The sequence below is a fragment of the Blastococcus sp. SYSU D01042 genome (assembly GCF_054050515.1).
Genome location: NZ_JBJGZM010000001.1, coordinates 1 through 18217 on the forward strand (window position 1 = coordinate 1; position 18217 = coordinate 18217).

The following is an 18217-nucleotide window of genomic DNA, read 5'->3' on the forward strand; positions in this document are numbered from 1 at the left end:
TTGGTCGTCACCAGGCGGGGGTGGGCGTTGCGGGCGGTCAGCGGCGAGCGGGGCTCGGTGGGGTCCCGCGTGCGGGAGGGGGCGGGCGCCGGCGCCGCCGCCGCGGAGGCGCTCCGACGCCTGTTCGGCCTGCTGGTGCAGCCGGCGCAGGACTTCGCCATCGTCGAGCCCTGACCGTCGCGGGCGCACCGGCGGTCAGCCGGCCCGGGTGCCGGCTGCGACGGGCCCCTCCTCCGCGACGTGGTGGGGACGGGACTTCTCCAGTGCCGCGCCCTCCACGTCCAGCGCGGGCAGCCACCGCAGCCAGCGGGGCAGCCACCAGGCGCGCACGCCGAGCAGTGCCAGGGCCGCCGGGACGAGCACCATGCGCACCACGAACGCGTCGACCAGGATCCCGACCGCCAGGGCGAAGGCGATCGACTTGATGGTGGGCTCCCCGGCCGGGACGAAGCCCGCGAAGACCGAGAACATGATCAGCGCGGCGGCGATGACGACGGGGGCCGCCTGCCGGAAGCCGGTGCGGACGGCCGGCAGCGCCGGGCTCCCGTGGCTGTGCGCCTCGTGCATGCGCGAGACCAGGAAGATCTGGTAGTCCATCGCCAGGCCGAAGAGGATGCCGATGACCAGGATCGGGGTCAGGCTGATCAGCGGTCCGGTGACGTCGAGGTTCACCGCGGCGCCGAGCCAGCCCCACTGGAACACCGCCACCGTCGCACCGAGCGAGGCGCCGATGGTGAGCACGAAGCCGAGCACCCCGACCACGGGCACGAGGATCGAGCGGAACACCAGGATCAGCAGCACCAGCGCCAGTCCGACGACGAGCGCGAGGTAGACCGGCAGCGCCTCGTCCAGGCTCTGCGCCACGTCGACGCTGACCGCCGTCTGACCGGTGACCGAGGCCTCGACGCCGTCGAGGTCGGCGAGGTCGGCGCGCAGGTCGGCCACCAGCTGCTCGGTCGCCGGGTCGGTGGGGCCGGACTCGGGGATGACGGTGAGCAGCGCCGCGGAGTCGTCCCCGTTCGGGACGGGCGGCGTGGTGCGCGCGACGTCGTCGAGGTCGGCGATGCTCCCGGCGGCCTGCTCGGCCGCGGCCGCGGCGCCGTCCCCCTCGAACAGCACGGTGATCGGGCCGTTGACGCCCGCGCCGAAGCCGTCGGTGAGCAGCTGCTCGGCCCGGGCCTGGGTGCTGTCGGACGACGGCAGCTGCACGAGGGTCGTCTGCATCGAGAAGAACGGGATCGCCACGACCGCCAGCGCCACCACGGACAGCAGGAGCGCCGGCACCCGCCGGCGGGTGACCGCGGCGATCCAGCCGGCCACGAACCCGCGGCCGCCGGAGGCCTCCTCCGCCGCCGGGACCGCGTCGGCCGCCGCGGCACGGTGCTTCCGGGGCAGCACCCGCCGGCCGAGGAAGGACAGGACGGCCGGCACCAGGGTGAGCGCGACCAGGACGCTGACGACGATGGTCAGCGCGGCGGCGACACCCATCTGCGTGAGGAACGGGATCCCGACGACGAAGAGCCCGGCCAGCGCGATGACCACGGTGAGGCCCGCGGTGACGACGGCGGACCCGGCGGTGCCCACCGCGGTGGTGATGGCCGCGCCCACGTCGGCCCCGCGTCGCAGTTCCTGGCGGTAGCGGGTGACGATGAACAGCGCGTAGTCGATGCCCACGGCCAGGCCCAGCATCGCGGCCAGGGTGGGCGTGGTGGACGACAGGTCGACGAAGCCGGTGGCGATGGTGACGCCCAGGACGCCGATGCCCACACCCACCATCGCGGTCAGCAGGTTCATGCCCGCGATGGCGAGGGCGCCGTAGGTGACGGCCAGGACGACGAGCGCCACCACGACGCCGATCGCCTCGGCCGGACCGCCGACGTGCGTCGCCTCCTGGGTGGCGTCGCCCGAGAGCTCGGCGGTGAGGCCGCCCGCGCGCGCGGCTTCCGCGGCCTCGGCCAGCGCGTCCTGCTGCTCGACCGACACCTCGCCAGGGCCGGCGTCGTAGGTCACCGTGCTGAAGGCGACGCGCTGCTCGGCGTTGACCGAGGGGTTGGCCGGGTCCAGCGGGTCGGTCGCGGACGCCACGCCGGGGAGCGCGCCGAGCCGCTCGACGACGTCGGCCAGGACAGCGGCGTTCTCCGGGGTGGTGATGAGCTCGCCGTCGGGAGCGGCCAGCACGACCCTCGCGGTGGCCCCCTCACCCGCGCCGAACTCCTCCTCGATCCGGTCCAGGGCGGTCGTCGACTCCTGCCCGGGGATCGAGAAGCTGTTCGACGTCTGGCCCGACAGCGTCACGGCGCCGACCCCGCACGCCACGAGCAGGGCGACCCAGAAGACGGCGACCGCCAGGCGGTGGCGGTGGGCGAACGCACCGAGTCGGGACAACAGGAGTGCCATGCGGATCAGGCCTCGATCTGGTCGGGGGCGGGCGGGGTGGTGCCGGGGCGGCGGTGGCCCAGCGCGTCGAAGCAGGTGGCGACGATGTACCGCCGCCAGGCCGTGGTGGTGTCCTCGCGCTGCGCGGCGAGGGTGAGCACCGCCAGGGCTCCCAGCGCGCCCGAGACGCGGACCGCGCGCTCGGTCACGGGACCCTCGGGGTCGACGCCGAAGGCCTCGAGGGCCCGGGCGCCGACGGCGTCCACCTCGGACGGGACCGCCTCCTGATCGCCCCGCGTGAGCGGCGCGAGGAGCAGCGCGACGAGCCCGGGGTGGGCCAGCGCGACGTCGACCAGGACCTCGAGGGCCTGCCGGTCGCGGTCGGCGCCGAGCGGAAGGTCGACGACGCCGGCGAGCACGCGCTGACCGATGGCGTCGGCCTGCGCCAGGACCGCGCTGTGCAGCGCCTCCTTGCTGGCGTAGTGGTGCAGCAGGCCGGCCTTCGACAGGTGCACCGAGGCGGCGACGTCCTGCACGGACGTCTTGGCGAAGCCCTGCCGCGCGAAGAGGGCCGCGGCGCGGTCGAGGATCACCTCGTCGGCCTGCTGGCGGAACGTCCGGGTCACGCGCCCATCGTACGAGCGACCGACCAGATCGGTCGGTTTGCCGTCCGATCCGTTCGGTGACGCTCGTCATGCCCTGGACACGACGAAGCCGGGGCCACCGCTGTTCGCGGTGGCCCCGGCTCCGTCGTGCCGGGGTGGGGTCTTCGTAGATCGAGGAACGCCGAGGTCCGGGCATCCAGTTCTACGGACGACATGAGCCGGTTGCACCCTTCGGCGCCGAAATCAGCACCCGTCCTGAAGCCGCAGGTCTACCGCCCCGCTCATCGAGGAAGCGGGCGCGCAGCGTGGCCAGCGTCATTCGACCGGTGGAGCGGTCGACCGCCCACCAGCGCAAGCTGATGCAGCGCGAGTACTACGCGCAGCCGCCGGTGGCGGCGGCTGTTCAAGCGGAGGGCGCTCGCCGAGGGCGCGGAAGCTAGTCTGCGGGCGGAATGACCAGCGGTGTCGCCGCTGGGTCGACCGTGTCCTGTGCGCGGAGGACCGGCAGATCCGCGTCAGACATGCCGTCCATCTCCATCTGGATGCGCGCCGCCTCGTAGGCACTCCGGACGGATTGGCCGTCGGCGATGGCGGTGTAGAACCTCGCAGCGAAGGACATCGCGTCCAGGTCACCGATCTCGTCGGCCATGCCGATCGCCATCGGCACGACAGTCAGCAGTTCGTCCAGGTGTCCGACCGAGTGACAGGCGTTGAGGACGACCAGTACGGGAGGGTCGTCGACCGCTCCCATCGCGCGAGCGAACACCGACTTCGTGATCACGTGGCCCGGGTTGTCCCCGTCGGCCTCGGTGTCGAACACCAACACGTCTTCGTCAGCGTGCCCGGCGAAGTGGACAACATGGGGCTTGAAGCCGCTCATGCCGTCCAGAAGGTCGGGGCCGGTCGCAGCAAGCAGGGGCTCGATCTCCACGAGGTCCCGGAGTGTGGCCGCCTTGACCCCTTTCTTGACCCTGCGGATCTCCTTGTCCACCCGCAGGTCACCATCGGCGGCAGCAGTCACGTAGAGGATGCGAAGACGCTCCACCTTCGGAGGGCGCATCTCCGCAATCTGCTCTTGCAGTCGGCTTTCGGTTGCTGCCATCAGCGCCTGTGTCCGGGCTCGCTCAGCCTGTTGCTCACGTTCCCTGGCGCGCCGCTCGGCCAGCTGTAGCCGTTCGCGAGCCCGCTTGTCGTCAGCCTCCCGTTGCTTCTGAGCCCGCTGCTCCGCCAACTGCCGCTGCTTCTGGACGCGCTGCTCGTCGCCGCGCTGCTTGGCCAACGCCGTCGACAGGGCCCGGCTGAGGTCGGCTTCCTTCTTCGAGAACTGCGCGCTCTTGGTGCTGTAGTCCGCTGCCTTGGCTCCGAGCGTCAGCGCTTCCTTCTGCGCCGTTTCGGCTTGTCGCATGTAAGAACGTGCCATTGATTCCGAGGAGGCGCGGCCCGCCCTGGACCGGTAGGAGGCCGCGTCCCCTTCCTTCTTCGCCTGCTTGACGCGTGCGTCTGCCGCCTGCTTGTCCGCTTCAGCGCGCTTCTTGACGGCGTCGTCCATCTGGCGGCGAATCTGGTCCGGACTACTCATCGTGGCCTCCCCCGCTGTGGCGACAGCCTTCGCTGGCGCTCACCGGGAGGCTACGAATGGGTACTGACAGTTCTCCGTCGACTGCCGGTCCAGCGGGGACCGGATACCGCGCCCACGGTGATCAGAGCGCGGTGACCCCGTCGTGACGGGCATGCAACTCATCCAGGACCGGGCCCGCGGCGTCCCACAGCTGGCGGAAGGCGATCTCAACGTCATGGATGAGCGCGTCCGGGTCCAGCGGGGCGCCGGCCGCCGGGGGCTGAACGTAGCGCCAGAACGGGAGCGTCCGAGTCGACGACCCCTTGAGCTCGGCGCGCACCGGCCGCATGGCGTCGCTGATCTGCCGCCGGCGTTCCTCGTCGGCCGCGTCGGCGGGCAGACGCACGGCCACGTACGGCCACTCGTTTGGTCCCGGTGTGAGCAGGCGAGCACGCTCCCACTGGATGACGACGCTGACGTCCGCGATTTCGTTGTGCTGCCAGATCGGACGGCGCAGGCCAGCTCTGGGCCAGGAGCCGGAGTCCAGGTCGTTGGTCTCCAGCTCGGCGTCGAGCTCCTCGGCGAGCTCTTCCAGCTGCGCCACGACGCCGACGAGATGCTTGTCCAGGAGCTGGCGGCCTTCTGCGCGCAGAGCCGCCCAGGTCTCGATGTCGTGCCGGTGGTCGAGGTAGAACCACGCCTTCGCGTCGGCATCTTCGCGCGTGGGGACGATCGGGTCAGACACGGTGGTAGGCCTCCAGGGTGGCGATGTAGTCGTGGACGCCGGGTGCCGCCCCGGTCATCGAGGTGGCAGCAGCCCGGGCGATGTCGGCGACCTGCTCCCAGGTGAGGGCTCGCCACTGGCCGCGGCTGTCCACCGCGGTGGTCGGTGGACGCTGGCCGCGGGTGAGGAAGACGAAGCAGGGGGCCGACTCGTCCCGCCAGTGCGCGTACAGGCGGTCCAGTTGGCGTTCCTGTTCAACGGCGAAGGTCTTGGCCTCCAGCACGATCGTCCAGTCGCCGCCGTAGACGATCAGGTCAGCGCGGGTCTCGTCCCGCTGTTCCTCTAGCACCACCCGCACGCCGGCCTCTGTACCGGAGCCGTCGATCGCGAGGTAGTCGAGCAGCCCGTCGAGCACAGCGGGGCCAAGGCCATGGTGGCCATCCGACCGCAGCAGCCAGGCCAGCCCGGCGGTCATGGCTAGTTCCCGGTACTGCTGGTCGAGGGCCGCGAGCAGCGTGCGCGGGCCACCCCTCCAGCGGCCGGTCTGCACAAGGTGCCGCTGGGTGTCCCGCAGCTTCCCGAAGCGGTCCTCCCACTGCGTCACCACGGCAGCGCCCTGCGCCCGTTCGGCGAGGCTGAGGGCGCGCCACCCTTCGGCCAGCGCCGCGTGGCGGTCTCGCCATTCCCTCATGACGTCGACGGGCGCAGCCGACGCTGGAAGTTGGCCTGTCACTGGCCGGGAGCGAACGTCGCGTCGACTGTGAACGCGAGATCCTCGTACCGCTTGTACTCGCCGCCGAGGCTCAAACCGAGATCCTTCAGCTTCACGGCTGCCCCAGCGTTCACCGACGCCGACTGCTCCGTCTTGATGCCGAAGTGGAACTGTTCGGCGCCAGCGTCGGCAGAGGTGCGCATTAGCTTGAACATCGGGTCTCGGTCAGGCCAGATCAGGTCATCCAGGACTGGCCTCGCCTTGCCTGCTCCAATGATGCGGATGGCCAGCTTTCCGCTGTCATCGCGACCGAACCCCATCGTCAGCGAGATGTCCTCAGCGTTGGGCAGGTCGATGCGCCCTTCAGCCTTCGCTGCCTTGCCGCTCGACTCCCGCCAGGTGATCTCGATGTCCCGCGCGCCCAGCGACAACAAGTACCTGGCGGCCTCGACTGACTTCTCGTTCAGAACGAGGCGATGGAAAGCGGCGTAGGGCACGTAGTCGCGGCGTCGCAGTGGATGCCTGGCGTAGACCTGACCGCTGCTGGGTCCGCCCTCTGGGAAGAAGAGGAGATCCGGCTGGACGAGGTTTCGTGCGTCCTCCACCTCCATCAGTGCAGCGTGTGGCGGTTGCGCCGACCCGGTACGACGTCCCGTCAGCATCAGCACAGCCAGAGGAACCGCCGCAAGGCCGCCGGTGGCCACGCCGACCGTCGCGGTGACAACATCAGTCGTTGTCCAAGATCGGTCTTTCTTGATGAGGGCGTCGGGCGTATCGACGACGGCGAGTACGTCGCCCAAGTCCCAGCTGTCCAGGTCGACCCTGTGCTCAGGTGATGGAGCTGCGCTCACGCGGTGACTCCGCCGTGGCGAAGTAGGGCAGCGTGTTTCATGTAGGCGGCGCCTTCCTGCTTGTTCGGTGGGCAGCAGTGCTTCGTCATCCGTGCCGTCACGCGACCGTGACGTCGGGAAGAGCACGCTCTCTGACCTGGTGAAGAACGGTCACGATGCCGTCCACGTCATCCTCGGTGAAGATCGAGTCCGGGCCGTGGGGCGCGCTGTCAGTGAACGGCGATTCGTACAGACGGCCCACGTCCATGACCCCGTTCGCGGTCAGGTGCTCGACGATGAGCTGGACGAACCGGATCTGGTTGACCGAGTACACGCCGTCGGACAGGTAGCGGTCGAACGCGGCGGTCGCGGCCTCGCGGTCGAGACCAACCAGGGAGCGGATGAACAGCCCGAGTCCGTGGGACTCCTCGCGGGCGCGGGCGATGTCGGCCTCGCTACCGGCGCCGGACTCCACCAGCATCGCCTCCAGCGACGACAGATCCTCCGGTGTGAGCTGGAGGTTGCGGCGGAGACGCTGCAGGGCCAGGTGGTCCCCGTGGTCGCGGAGGTAGGCGCGGGCCTTCGCACGAAACCGTTCCCAGTTGGTGCCGGGCGTGACGCCGGGCAGTTCGATGACGCTGCTCTCCCCGAGCTCGTCGGCGAAGTTGGAGTAGACGACGGCGCGCCGGGACTTCTCCACGAACCGCACGAGCCCGCGGATTCGGCGCCGGGCGAGCTCGAGCATCGGGAGGGTGACGTCGACCCACCACTCGTCGCCGGCCAGCTCCTCGAGCAGTTGCTCCTGTGCCTTGACGGAGGGGATTCCGGCCTGGCTGAGCAGCGCGCCCGCGATGTCCTGCACCTGCGTGCGCAGCCGCTCGAACAGGATGGCATCGCCGTCGAGCCGGGCCAGCTGCAGTCGCAGCAAGATCAGGTCGAAGCGTTTGGCGTCCTCGTCGTCGTCCCGCTTGGTCGAGGGCAGGCCGGCGAGGTGGTGCGCGATGTCGCCGGCCTTCTCCGGCGTCAGCTGGTGCCAGGCATCCCAGTCGGAGTACGTCTCGACCCATTGCCGAGCTGGGCGGACCAGGAAGTTGTCGACGTTCATGCCGACCACGACCTCGTGCAGTGTCCAGGCCACGTCCATGCGCAGGCCGCGCTCGCTGACCTCACCCTGGCCGACCTCGGCCTGGCCATCCGCGTCGGCGCCGGTCTGATCCAGCGCGGCGAGCAGTCCCAGGCGGGCCTCGAACAGCCGCTCGGCGAGCGACTTCTGCAGCGACCCGCCGGAGTCGGGCAGGTTCTGGCTGAAGAACTCGAGGTTGCCGCAGAAGTCGAAGACGTAGAAGTTCTTCTTGTCCTCCCCCGGACCGTAAAGGTCGGAACACAGGCGTGTGCCCCGACCGATCATCTGCCAGAACTTGCTCTTGGCCCGCACCAGCTTGAAGAAGACGAGGTTGACGACCTCGGGCACGTCGATGCCCGTGTCGAGCATGTCGACGGAGATCGCGATGTGCGGCGCCTTGTCCTTGCTCGAGAAGTCGTCGATGAGGCTCTGGGCGTAGGTCACCGAGTGGGTGATGACGCGGGCGAAGTGACCGGCGTACTCGGGGTAGTTGGCATCAAAGCGCTTCCGGATGAACTCGGCGTGGGCCTGGTTCTTGGCGAAGACGATGGTCTTCCCGAGCCGGTCGCCTCCGGCGACCTTGTGGCCGTCCTTCATGAGAGTGGCGAGGACCTTGTCGACGGTGTCGGCGTTGAAGAGGAATTTGTTGAGCTCCTCGGCCGAGACGGCGTCGGGGATGTCGCCGTCTTCGCTCCACTCGAGGGCGTCCCAGTCGTCCTTCTCCGCCTCGCTGAGCTCGTCGTAGCGGATGCCTTCGCGGAGGAACTTGGTGGGCACCGATACCGCCACCGGGGGCACGAGGTAGCCCTCGGCGACGGCCTCATCGAGGCTGTAGGCGTCCGTGGGTACACCGTCTTCAAGGTTGAACAGCGTGTAGGTGTTGCGGTCGACTTCGTCCTTCGGCGTGGCCGTCAGGCCCACCAGCAGCGAGTCGAACCAGGAAAAGATGGAGCGGTACTTCTGGTAGACCGATCGGTGGGCCTCGTCGATGACGATGAGGTCGAAGTAGCCCGGTCCGAACAGCCTCTGACCCGCGTCGGTCTCGTTGATCAGGTTCATCATCGTTGGGTACGTCGAGACGTACACCCGGCCGTCGGCGACCTTTTCGGTGACCAGGTTGACCGTGGTCGCGTTTGGCAGGTGGGTCTTGAACGCCCCGACGGCTTGGTTGACCAGGGCGGTGCGGTCGGCGAGAAACAGCACCCGCTTGACCCAGCCCGCCTTCATGAGCTGGTCGACCAGCGCGATGACGGTGCGGGTCTTGCCGGACCCCGTCGCCATCACCAGCAGCGAAGCTCGCTGCTTGGCGGTGAACGTCTCCCCTACTGCCCGGATCGCGCGCTGTTGGTAGTGCCGGCCGACGATTGCCTTGTCGATGCCCGCGTCGGCCAGCCGCAGACGGCCGGTGCGGCGCTGCACCATCAGCTCCAGCTCGTCGGCGGTGAAGAAGCCCTCGACCCGACGCGGCGGGTAGCCGGCGGCGTCATCCCACAGCCAGGTCTGGTAGCCGTTGGTGTAGAAGACCACCGGCCGGCGGCCGGTCATCTGCTGCAAGCAATCGGCGTACAGCTTGGCCTGCTGCTGGCCCACGGCGGGCTCGACGGTGGTCTTCTTCGCCTCCACCACCGCCAGCGGCAGCCCGTCGCTCCCCCACAGCACGTAGTCAACGAAGCCCTTACCCTCGGCGTTGGGCATGCCGGTGACCTCGAACTCGCGGTCTCGGGCATCGGTGAGCTGCCAGCCCGACTCACGGAGGAGCTCGTCGATGATGAGATCGCGCGTCTGGGCTTCGGAGTAGTCGTGCGTGTCGGTCAGCGTGTTCGCGGCCTGCGCGGCCTTGATCTGCTGGCGCAGTTCCTCGATCTCGGCGTCCCTCGCCGCGGCGAGATCGTCCCGCTCCTTCAGCGCGCGAGCGTGGTTCTCGTCCTGCTGACGGAACTTTTCCGCGAGCTTCACGACATCCGCCCGGCTCAGCGGAGCCTGACCGCCCGCGATCTTCGGGTCGAACACCGCCCCAGTCGGCACCACCGCCGGGTTGGTGGAGTAGCGAAACGCCGTCCACACCACCACGTGATGCAACTCGCGCAGCACATCGACCGCGGCGCGAGCTGGGATGGGCTGCACGTCGTGAACCGCCCGGTTGCCGAGCTTGCGAATCAGGTTGAGCTTCTGCGCGATGCCGACGCCAACGCGCCGCTGAAATGCTGGCTCGTTGATGCGGGCCGAGAGGTCGTCCTTGTAGGGGATCGGGAGCCCGTCAACGTCGTAGACGAGGCCGACAAGATGCTCCACCGCGCGACGGGCGTAGAAGCACGCCGACCGAGGATCGGAGGCAAGGTAGCTCTCAGCCCGCCCGCAGTCCGCATAAACCGGAGGCCACTCGGCCTCCACGAAGGCAAAGTTGCTCACTGCGTCGCCTCTGCTTCCGATCCAGGCCTCACTTGATCTCCGAAGAGAGAACGCCATTGAACGCTGCGTCCTGAAGGGCGTCCGACAAGTCGTCTATTTGCTCTGCGCCGAGCAGGGCTGAGACTCTCATCGACTCCATGGCGGCAAGGCGGCTCACAAATCCGCGCTGCAGTTCGATGGGAGGTAGAGAAATCTCGACGGCCTTGACGATCGGCCCGTTCAGGTTCTTCTGTGTCCCCTCTGGCGCGAGAGCAACGAGTCGCTCCCGCGAGACCAGAAGAGCGGCGTACAGCCAGGTCTGATCGACCCTCGGGTCGAGATCCAAGAACGCCAAGAAGCCGTCATGAATACAGGTCTCGGGCCCGATAATCTTGGGGATTCCTACCGTAGCACTGTTCGTCAGCACGAGAGTCTGGGGAGGGAGAAGTACGCTCTTGCCACGGCCGGCCTCGGTCACACCTTCCTTGATCTTTGTGACAACCCGCCCTGGCGTCGCCGTGATGTCTGCGATCTTGAGCCACGGGATCTGTCCACCGAAGTATCGGGGGTCTCCAGCCGGTCTGGGGCTGGCTCCTCGAATGATGCGGGCAAGGTCGCCGAGCATTACGCGCGGCCAAGTCCCCTGGGCGATCATCGGCTGACCGAATGTGTCAAGGAAGACGGACCGAGTGAGCTCCTCAAGGTGAACGAGGACTCGGCGGCGCTTCTCGCGTAGATGGACGACTCGGTCAAGGATTGCTGCAATCCCCCGCTGCGAGTCGAGGGTTGGCAGCCAGATCCGGTGCGCCTTCACGTCGGACGGTTTGATAAATGGCTGAGCAGAGCCCGAACGAGGCCACCGCGCCTCGTCGTTGAGCTGGTACCAGAGAAAACGCGAATCGACTCGGGACTCGTCGGGCAGAATCACCTGAGTGTTAGCGAGGCTTGTCCACTGGCCGCGCACGTGAAAGCACTTTCCGCAGCGAGCGCCGATGGACGACAGCACGATTGCCTCTCTGTCGTACTCGGCAGTGGCGACCATTCCGTTCTGACCACCCGCACCGTATGCAGGGACACCATCTTCGACGAAATCGTTGCCGGACAGCCTCAACCGCCCTCCCCCGTGGATAACCGCCACTTCCTCCAGTCGGTACTCGGTCACGAGAGCATCGACTTCAACGCGACAAGATCCTGCTGAATCTCAGCTTCGAGCCTCTCGAGGTCGGCGACTATCTCAAGCGGCGCCCGGTGTGCGACCTCGTCGTAGGCGACTTCCTTGTACCGGTTGAGGGAGAGGTCGTATCCCTGGGAGGTGATGTCGGACTTGGGCACACAGAAGCTCTGTTCGGTGCGTGCGCGCTGCAGTTCATCGCCGTCGCGCTCCGCCCAGCGTTCAAGCACATCGGGAAGATCGTTCGATGCCGTCGGCGTCCGCTTGTCGTCAAGGCTGAAACCGTCGGCTCGGACGTCGTAGAACCAGACATTGTTCGTGCCGCCGCTGTTGGTCTTGGTGAAAATAAGTATCGCTGTCGACACCCCTGCGTACGGCCTGAAAACGCCAGACGGGAGCTTCACCACAGCGTCCAACCTCTGGTCCTCGACCAGGATTCGGCGCAGAGCCTTGTGCGCCGTCGACGAGCCGAAAAGTACTCCTTCGGGGACGATCACCGCAGCCCGCCCACCCGGCTTGAGCAGTCGCAGGAAGAGCGCGAGAAATAACAACTCCGTCTTCTTCGTCTTGACCACCCGCTGCAGGTCCTTCGACGTGGACTCGTAGTCGAGGCTGCCGGCGAACGGGGGATTCGCGAGGATCAGCGAGTAGAGGCCTTCCTCGCCCGCCGCCCCCTCAGACAAGGAGTCGCGATAGCGGATGTCCGGCTGCTCGACCCCGTGCAGCAGCATGTTCATGCTGCCGATGCGGAGCATGGTGGAGTCGAAGTCGTAGCCGTGGAACATGCTGCGGTGGTAATGCCGCCGCTGCTGCTCATCAGCCATGACCGTGGGGTGCTCGTGGCGCACGTACTCGGAGGCGGCGACGAGGAAGCCGGCAGTGCCGCACGCCGGGTCGCAAATCTCGTCCGACGGCTGTGGGGCGGTCATGGCCACCATCAGCTGGATTATGTGCCGGGGCGTGCGGAACTGGCCGTTCTGGCCAGCTGAGGCGATTTTGCTGAGCATGTACTCGTAAAGGTCGCCGTTGGTGTCGCGGTCCTGCATGGGGACGTCGTCGAGCATGTCGACGACACGGGAGAGCAGTGCCGGTGTCGGGATGGTGAACCGGGCGTCCTTCATGTGCTCGGAGTAGGTGGACCCGTCGCCGCCGAGTCGGCGCAGGAACGGGAAGACACCCTCCCCGATCACCTGGTGCATGACCCCGGGCTCGAAGTCCTTGAACCGGGACCAGCGCAGGTCCGCCTCGCCGGGCTGGAAGATCGGGTCGTCGATCGGCTTGCCGGTGCGGTTGGCCTTCCGCTCCTTCAGCGTCTGGAGGTCGTCGAGCCGACGGATGAAGAGCAGGTAGGTGATCTGCTCGATGACCTCGAGGGGGTTGGAGATACCTCCGGACCAGAAGGCGTCCCAAACTCTGTCGATCTTGCCCTTGAGCTCGCCGGTGATCACGCTGACGCCTCCGTCATCGACGCCACCCGTCGCAGTGGGTCGCAGAACTGGTCTGCTGCCGTGAACGGCACGGCCTGGAACTTCAGCGGTTCGTACTTCTTTGCGCGCGGCGGCACGTGCAACTCCTTCGGTTCAGTTCAAGCACAGGCACGGTAGCCCGACGGCCTCCACACAGTGGACAACCGGACACGGTCGGTCACGCCAACGAGCGGTTCACCTCCTTTCGGCGTCGGCATGACCTGGGCACATCTCCTGTGCCCAGACATCAGTGAGTCGGGAGCCTGTTGGCCGCGGGCGGCTAGGCCGTCCAGATCACCTCCTTCGATGACGGCTGCCAGCCGCCGGCGACCCGGCGTCCGTTGATCTCTGTGGAGTTGTCAAGCTGCGATCGGCGGGCCGCGGGACGCCGCCGCCGGGCAGGGTCACCGGGCGCTTTCCTTCGTCAATCGGGCTGCCCAGTCGAATGCCCGGACGGATTCAGCCGGCACAGCTGAGGGCGCGGATCGTCCGCCGCGGCCCATTGGGTCGCCAGCAACCGGAGGTGCCGGCATGTCCGTGCTCCCCTTCCCCTCCGTCGACAACGGCCACCGGCCGTGGCCGGCGGATCGCGTCGCCACCGCCTCGGATCAGGCTGTGCTCGCCCGCGTCGCGGAGCTGGTAAGCATCCCCACCCATCTGCTGCCGCTTCCGCTGCGCTGGGGTCCAGGCCCTGCCCAGCTCGCGGTTCTCCGGGTCACCGCGACAGTGCTCCTGTCGAGGCTGGAGGAGACCTCCGGTGCGTGCTCCGACTGCGCCGGCTCCGACCAGGCGATGGACTGCGCCCGTGAACTCGGGAAGCTGGAGGCGCGGCTGGACGCACTGGCCCATGACGCCGAGCTGGTGCTGGGGTGGATGGCGGCGCCGAAGGAGCGGTGACCGGGGCTTGTGCCCTGGGAAGCCGCGCGGAGGGGTGACGCGGTCGGGCCTCGGCCCGTCCGCGTCACCCGCACCGCCGGTGCCGGGAACGCCGATCGGCACGGAGAAGCCGATGACCCCCAACTCACACACCCAGGGCGCCAGCACGCCCGAACCGCTGCGCGACTACCGGCTGAAGAAGCTCCTGGTTCGCCGACAGGCGCTCGCCGACGCCGCCGTCGAGCACCTCTGCCACGACCTGCCCGGGGCGGACCTTCTCTGGGAGAGCCTCCACCGCGTCGAGGAACGGCTGCGGCTGGAGTACCCCGCCGTCTGGGCCCAGTCGAACGCCATGTGGGTAGCCGCCGACGCCGGCCGGCTTCACACCGCTGGCCGGCCGGCATCGGAGTCCTGCCGGCTCTGTCGGCAGTGGCACGTATCCGACGTCGAGGTCCGCCCGGCGTCCTGATCGTCACCGTGGCCCCGCCCGCAAGGGCGGGGCCACACCCATGTCCTGGTCGGTGCGCCGGCCGTCCACACCAGCAGCGTCAGCCAAGCGCCTTCCCCGCGGCCGGATCGACCTCATTGCCGATCCGTCCCATCGCCGGACCCGTACCGGCATGACCGCTACCGCCGACGGCCGGGGCCCCCGGCTCGACGACCCCGCTGAGCTCGACCGCTTTCTCGCCGACTACGCCCCGACCGGCGTGGCCGCCCAGTGCTGGGCCCTTCTCGCGCCCGACGCCATCGCCCTGGTCAAGAAGGCCGGGCCGCTGACCCGGACCCGCGTGGAGAAGGACATCCAGGCGCTGGGTGCGGTCACCGCCCGACTGGTCGAGCGCAACCGCGACCTGTCGCTGGACGAAGCGCTGGCGGACACGACGCTGCTGGACTTCGACCTCGCACTGGCGCGGGGCGGCGCGTCGGACAAGACCCGGGAGAACCGCCGCGGCATCCTGCGCCGGCTGCAGGCGGCCCACCACGACGTGCCGTGGCGGCAGGCCCGGCGCACGGACGGCGAGCGGGTCGACGCCCTGCCTTCACCATCGCTCGCTGGCGAGATCGACCGACTCATGGCCGTCGCCGAGAGAGACCGGGGCGCCGACGCGGCCGCCTTCGTCGCCGCGGTGGAGGCAGCCCGCCGCGCTCGCCGCGGGCACGGCGAGGCGGGCGACGCCGATCCGACCGCCTGGCGGCGGGCCCGGGCGTTCGCGGAGCGCCACGGACTCGGACTCACCCAGCGGGTGTTGGCCGCAGCGGTCACCCACGAGGTGCTGCTGACCGAGCAGCCGCTGGCGGTGCACATCGCCGCAGCGGGGCTGACCAGGCGTGACCTCGACCTCGGCCTCACCCACGCCACAGCACTGCCGGACCAGCCGTCCGACGGGCACAGGGCGGTGCTGCGCGGCGCCTGACGACCGCCAGTCGCGGTGATTGCCGTACCGAGCGGCCCCCGCACGGTCCCGGCCCGAGCTGCCCGGAGAGGCCGGGCAGCCGGACCGGGGAGCCGACCTTGACGAGCAACTCCACCCGACCGCGCAAGCCCAGCAAGGCGGCGATGCTCCGCCAGCTGGCACAGGTGCAGGCACAGCACGAGCAGGAGCGCGAACTGCCCCCCGCGCTGGCGCAGCTGATCGACGACTACGACGGTGCCAGCTACACGGCCGTGCAGATGGCCGCCATCCGGCCGTTCCTCCGCACCGTCATCACCGCCAGCACGCTGACCGGTGCCGAAAGCGTTCGCAAGCACTGCACGCACATCGCCGGACTGGCGGCCTACGCGACCCGGCGCGGCGTCACCCTCGAGCCCGTCCAGGTGCTGACGACCGCCTTCATCGACGAGTACGTGCGCCTCGGCATGGCAGGAGCCGGCGAGTCGGTCAAGGCCGAGCGTCGGCGGCGCCTGCTCGCCCTCGCCCGCACCGTCAACCCGGGACCGACCACCCCGGCACGGCTCACCCCGATCGGGCACAGCGCGGTCAAGCCGCCCTACACGCCCACGGAACGGGCGGTTATTGCCCGCGTCTGCCGCACCCAGCCGACCGAGGCCAAGCGCCGCGACCTGTCGACCGTCGTGGCCCTCGGCGCCGGCGCCGGCCTGGACAGCGTCGACCTCCGCCATCTGCGCATCGAGCACATCGAGGACCTCGGCATGCAGGGCCTACAGGTCCACGTCCAGGAGCCGAGGCCGCGGATCGTGCCGGTCCGTTCGCACCTGGAGGACCTCCTCCGCTCCGCCGTCGACGGCAGGCGGGCCGGCGAGCTGGTGCTCGGGGACAAGGTGGACCGGCGGAACACCGCGGCCCGCGCCGTCGAGAACGCCGCGCTCTACAACGTCCCGCACATCGAGGCGGCGCGGCTGCGCGCCACCTGGCTGGCCGACCTGATGACCGACACCGTCCCCATCGGTGTTCTGTTGCAGGCGGCTGGGCTGAAGTCCGCCCGCACGCTGGTCGACCTCGTTCCCCACCTGGGTCCGTGGCTGGAGCACAAGGGCCTGACCACGCCCGCCGCCGGCGCGCTGCGCGGGGGTGCCCGATGAGCGCCAAGCACCTCACCCCGGCACTAGTCGACCGCACCGTGCACGTCATCGACCGCAGCGGCGTCCTGGACCTGGCTTGCCCGCCCCGGCAGCCCGGCAAGCCCGGCCGGATCGGCAGGATCCGGGACAACACCCGCCTGCTGTTCATCGGCATGCACCTGTGCACCCGGCTGGGGCACGAGACCACGCTGGCCAGCATTCACCAGGTGCTCACCGAGGCCCTGCCCCGTGACAAGCAGTGGGAGCTCGGCGTGCTGCGCCCGCCGACCACGACGAAGCGCACCAACGCCAAGCCGTTCGACCCCGACGCGCCCGCGCTGGTCAAGAACGGCAAGCCCCGCAAGAGGATCTGGGCCGAGGACGGCGTCGAGGAGATCGGCTACGACGACCTGTCCAACGCCGCCACCGCCCTGCGGAAGCGGCTCGACTACGGCCACGGCGCGGCCCCGCAGCTCGACGACACCGAGCGCGCCGCTCGTCAGGGGACCGTCGAGCAGATCATCGACGCGCTCATCGCTGTCACCACCATCCCGCGGACCGGCAGCACCAGTGCGCTGGACGCCACCGGGCAGTGGGCCTGGACCCGCGGCCCTGGCAAGCGGAGGAAGGAGCTGGAGAAGGACCTCGTCGACGGCGTCACCGACGGGGCGGACCCGGACGCGCTCGAGGTCGCCGGCATCGCCACAGACGACGAGGGCGCCACCGCGCCCGAGGACCAGAGCGCGCCCGCGCCCGCCGCCGCCCGCGGCCGCTGCCTCGACGCCGCCTGGGGCTACAAGACCAGCAAGAGCGGCGAGAAGGAGGTCGGCTTCGGCCCGCACCAGCACACCATCTGCCGAGTGCCCGACCCGAACGCCGACGACGACTCCGAGCCGGTGCTCATCGACGGGTTCGCCCTCACCCCCGCCAACGCCGACGTCGTCGAGGCCTCGCTCGGGCTGATCGACCGCATCCGCAGCCGCCACCAGATCACCCGGCTTGTGGGCGACATGCTGTACACCAACCTCAAGGGCGGCCGGTGGGCCGTACCGCTGGCCCAGCGGGGCATCGAACAGGGTCTCGCCATGCGCACCGACAACCACAGGGTCGTCGACATCAACGGCGCGCAGATGCAGCACGGCTGGCTGCACTGCGCCGCCGCCCCAATGGACCAGCGGCCGCTGCCGCCGGAGCGCGCCACCGCCGAGGAGTGGGACGCCTTCCACGACGACGTCAACGAGTTCCAGCGCAACTGGGCCTTCGACCGGAAGGAGAGCGGCCTCGGCAAGAGCGTGACCAGCAAGTGGATCTGCCCCGCCCGCGCCGGGCGCGCCGGCTGCCACGCCCTCGGCGCCGCGCAGGTCGAGGCGGCCACCCAGCTGGGGCTGCCGATCATCACCCCGCCGGAGGACCACACCACCCGCAAGTCCTGCACGAACAAGACGATGGACTTCACGCCCGACCCGGACGACGCGAACCACCAGCGCAAGCTGATGCAGCGTGAGTACTACGGCAGCCGCCGGTGGCGGCGGCTGTTCAAGCGGCGGGCGCTGGTCGAGGGGGTCTTCGGGATCCTCAAGAACGCCAGCCGGCAGCGACTGCGCCGCGGTCAGAACCGACTCCCCGGCCTGGCGATGGCCTCCATCGTCGCCGCGGTCAAGGCCAGCGTCTTCAACGAGGAGCAGCTCCGCAGCTGGCACGACCGCACCGCCCGCGGCCCGGCCGACCACCCGCTGTTGCAGCCCGACCCGCCCTACTGGGGCTTCCGCGACCTGACGAAGGAGGAGGCGAAGGCCGTCGACGCTGAGCACCTGCGTCGCCTCCGCGGCGGCCACATGCAGCCGGTCCTCGAGGCTGCCTGACACCT

The 18217-nt window shown here is 69.3% G+C and carries 14 protein-coding genes; 5 read left to right on the forward strand and 9 right to left on the reverse strand.

Going from position 1 to position 18217, the window contains the following annotated elements:
* Positions 1 to 195: 195 nt before the first annotated feature.
* From ACI79H_RS00005 to ACI79H_RS00045, 9 genes are all read right to left on the reverse strand, one after another.
* Positions 196 to 2397, reverse strand: a complete 2202-nt coding sequence (locus ACI79H_RS00005; RefSeq protein WP_456552311.1) for an MMPL family transporter — start codon at positions 2395 to 2397, stop codon at positions 196 to 198.
* Between the two features lie 5 nt (positions 2398 to 2402).
* Positions 2403 to 3002, reverse strand: coding sequence for a TetR/AcrR family transcriptional regulator (locus ACI79H_RS00010; protein WP_456552312.1), 600 nt, complete (start codon positions 3000 to 3002; stop codon positions 2403 to 2405).
* Positions 3003 to 3417: 415 nt separating this feature from the next.
* Entirely contained in the window at positions 3418 to 4530 is a 1113-nt protein-coding gene (locus ACI79H_RS00015) for a hypothetical protein (RefSeq protein ID WP_456552313.1), read from the reverse strand.
* Between the two features lie 151 nt (positions 4531 to 4681).
* Complete coding sequence (locus tag ACI79H_RS00020) at positions 4682 to 5284, reverse strand: hypothetical protein (protein ID WP_456552314.1); 603 nt, start codon at positions 5282 to 5284, stop codon at positions 4682 to 4684.
* Positions 5277 to 5954, reverse strand: coding sequence for a PD-(D/E)XK nuclease family protein (locus ACI79H_RS00025; RefSeq protein WP_456552315.1), 678 nt, complete (start codon positions 5952 to 5954; stop codon positions 5277 to 5279). Before ACI79H_RS00025 ends, ACI79H_RS00020 begins: the two co-directional genes overlap by 8 nt.
* 38 nt (positions 5955 to 5992) lie before the next feature.
* A complete protein-coding gene (locus ACI79H_RS00030; protein WP_456552316.1) occupies positions 5993 to 6826 on the reverse strand; it encodes a hypothetical protein in 834 nt (277 codons plus the stop codon).
* A gap of 97 nt (positions 6827 to 6923) precedes the next feature.
* Complete coding sequence (locus tag ACI79H_RS00035; protein WP_456552317.1) at positions 6924 to 10337, reverse strand: DEAD/DEAH box helicase family protein; 3414 nt, start codon at positions 10335 to 10337, stop codon at positions 6924 to 6926.
* Positions 10338 to 10365: 28 nt separating this feature from the next.
* A complete protein-coding gene (locus ACI79H_RS00040; RefSeq protein ID WP_456552318.1) occupies positions 10366 to 11478 on the reverse strand; it encodes a restriction endonuclease subunit S in 1113 nt (370 codons plus the stop codon).
* Positions 11475 to 12935: a type I restriction-modification system subunit M gene (locus tag ACI79H_RS00045; protein WP_456552319.1), complete on the reverse strand. Its 1461-nt coding sequence runs from the start codon at positions 12933 to 12935 to the stop codon at positions 11475 to 11477. Before ACI79H_RS00045 ends, ACI79H_RS00040 begins: the two co-directional genes overlap by 4 nt.
* Before the next feature lie 549 nt (positions 12936 to 13484).
* On the opposite strand from ACI79H_RS00045, the gene ACI79H_RS00050 reads away from it, so the two are divergent.
* The 5 genes from ACI79H_RS00050 to ACI79H_RS00070 all read left to right on the forward strand — a co-directional run bounded on the left by ACI79H_RS00050 (position 13485) and on the right by ACI79H_RS00070 (position 18212).
* Positions 13485 to 13850 carry a hypothetical protein gene (locus ACI79H_RS00050; RefSeq protein WP_456552320.1) on the forward strand — a complete coding sequence of 122 codons (366 nt, stop codon included), beginning with the start codon at positions 13485 to 13487 and terminating at the stop codon, positions 13848 to 13850.
* Positions 13851 to 13962: 112 nt separating this feature from the next.
* Positions 13963 to 14298, forward strand: coding sequence for a hypothetical protein (locus ACI79H_RS00055; protein WP_456552321.1), 336 nt, complete (start codon positions 13963 to 13965; stop codon positions 14296 to 14298).
* Positions 14299 to 14449: 151 nt separating this feature from the next.
* A complete protein-coding gene (locus ACI79H_RS00060; RefSeq protein WP_456552322.1) occupies positions 14450 to 15244 on the forward strand; it encodes a hypothetical protein in 795 nt (264 codons plus the stop codon).
* 98 nt (positions 15245 to 15342) lie between these two features.
* Positions 15343 to 16371, forward strand: coding sequence for a hypothetical protein (locus ACI79H_RS00065; RefSeq protein ID WP_456552323.1), 1029 nt, complete (start codon positions 15343 to 15345; stop codon positions 16369 to 16371).
* On the forward strand, positions 16368 to 18212 hold the full coding sequence (locus tag ACI79H_RS00070) for a hypothetical protein (RefSeq protein WP_456552324.1): 1845 nt from the start codon (positions 16368 to 16370) through the stop codon (positions 18210 to 18212). Before ACI79H_RS00065 ends, ACI79H_RS00070 begins: the two co-directional genes overlap by 4 nt.
* Positions 18213 to 18217 lie beyond the last annotated feature (5 nt).

Bases quoted from the DNA above. Each gene is read 5' to 3' on its own strand.
- ACI79H_RS00005 (WP_456552311.1), bottom strand. From the start codon at position 2,397: ATGGCACTCCTGTTGTCCCGACTCGGTGCGTTCGCCCACCGCCACCGC.
- ACI79H_RS00015 (WP_456552313.1), bottom strand. From the start codon at position 4,530: ATGGACGACGCCGTCAAGAAGCGCGCTGAAGCGGACAAGCAGGCGGCA.
- ACI79H_RS00025 (WP_456552315.1), bottom strand. From the start codon at position 5,954: ATGAGGGAATGGCGAGACCGCCACGCGGCGCTGGCCGAAGGGTGGCGC.
- ACI79H_RS00050 (WP_456552320.1), top strand. From the start codon at position 13,485: ATGTCCGTGCTCCCCTTCCCCTCCGTCGACAACGGCCACCGGCCGTGG.
- ACI79H_RS00055 (WP_456552321.1), top strand. From the start codon at position 13,963: ATGACCCCCAACTCACACACCCAGGGCGCCAGCACGCCCGAACCGCTG.
- ACI79H_RS00060 (WP_456552322.1), top strand. From the start codon at position 14,450: ATGACCGCTACCGCCGACGGCCGGGGCCCCCGGCTCGACGACCCCGCT.
- ACI79H_RS00070 (WP_456552324.1), top strand. From the start codon at position 16,368: ATGAGCGCCAAGCACCTCACCCCGGCACTAGTCGACCGCACCGTGCAC.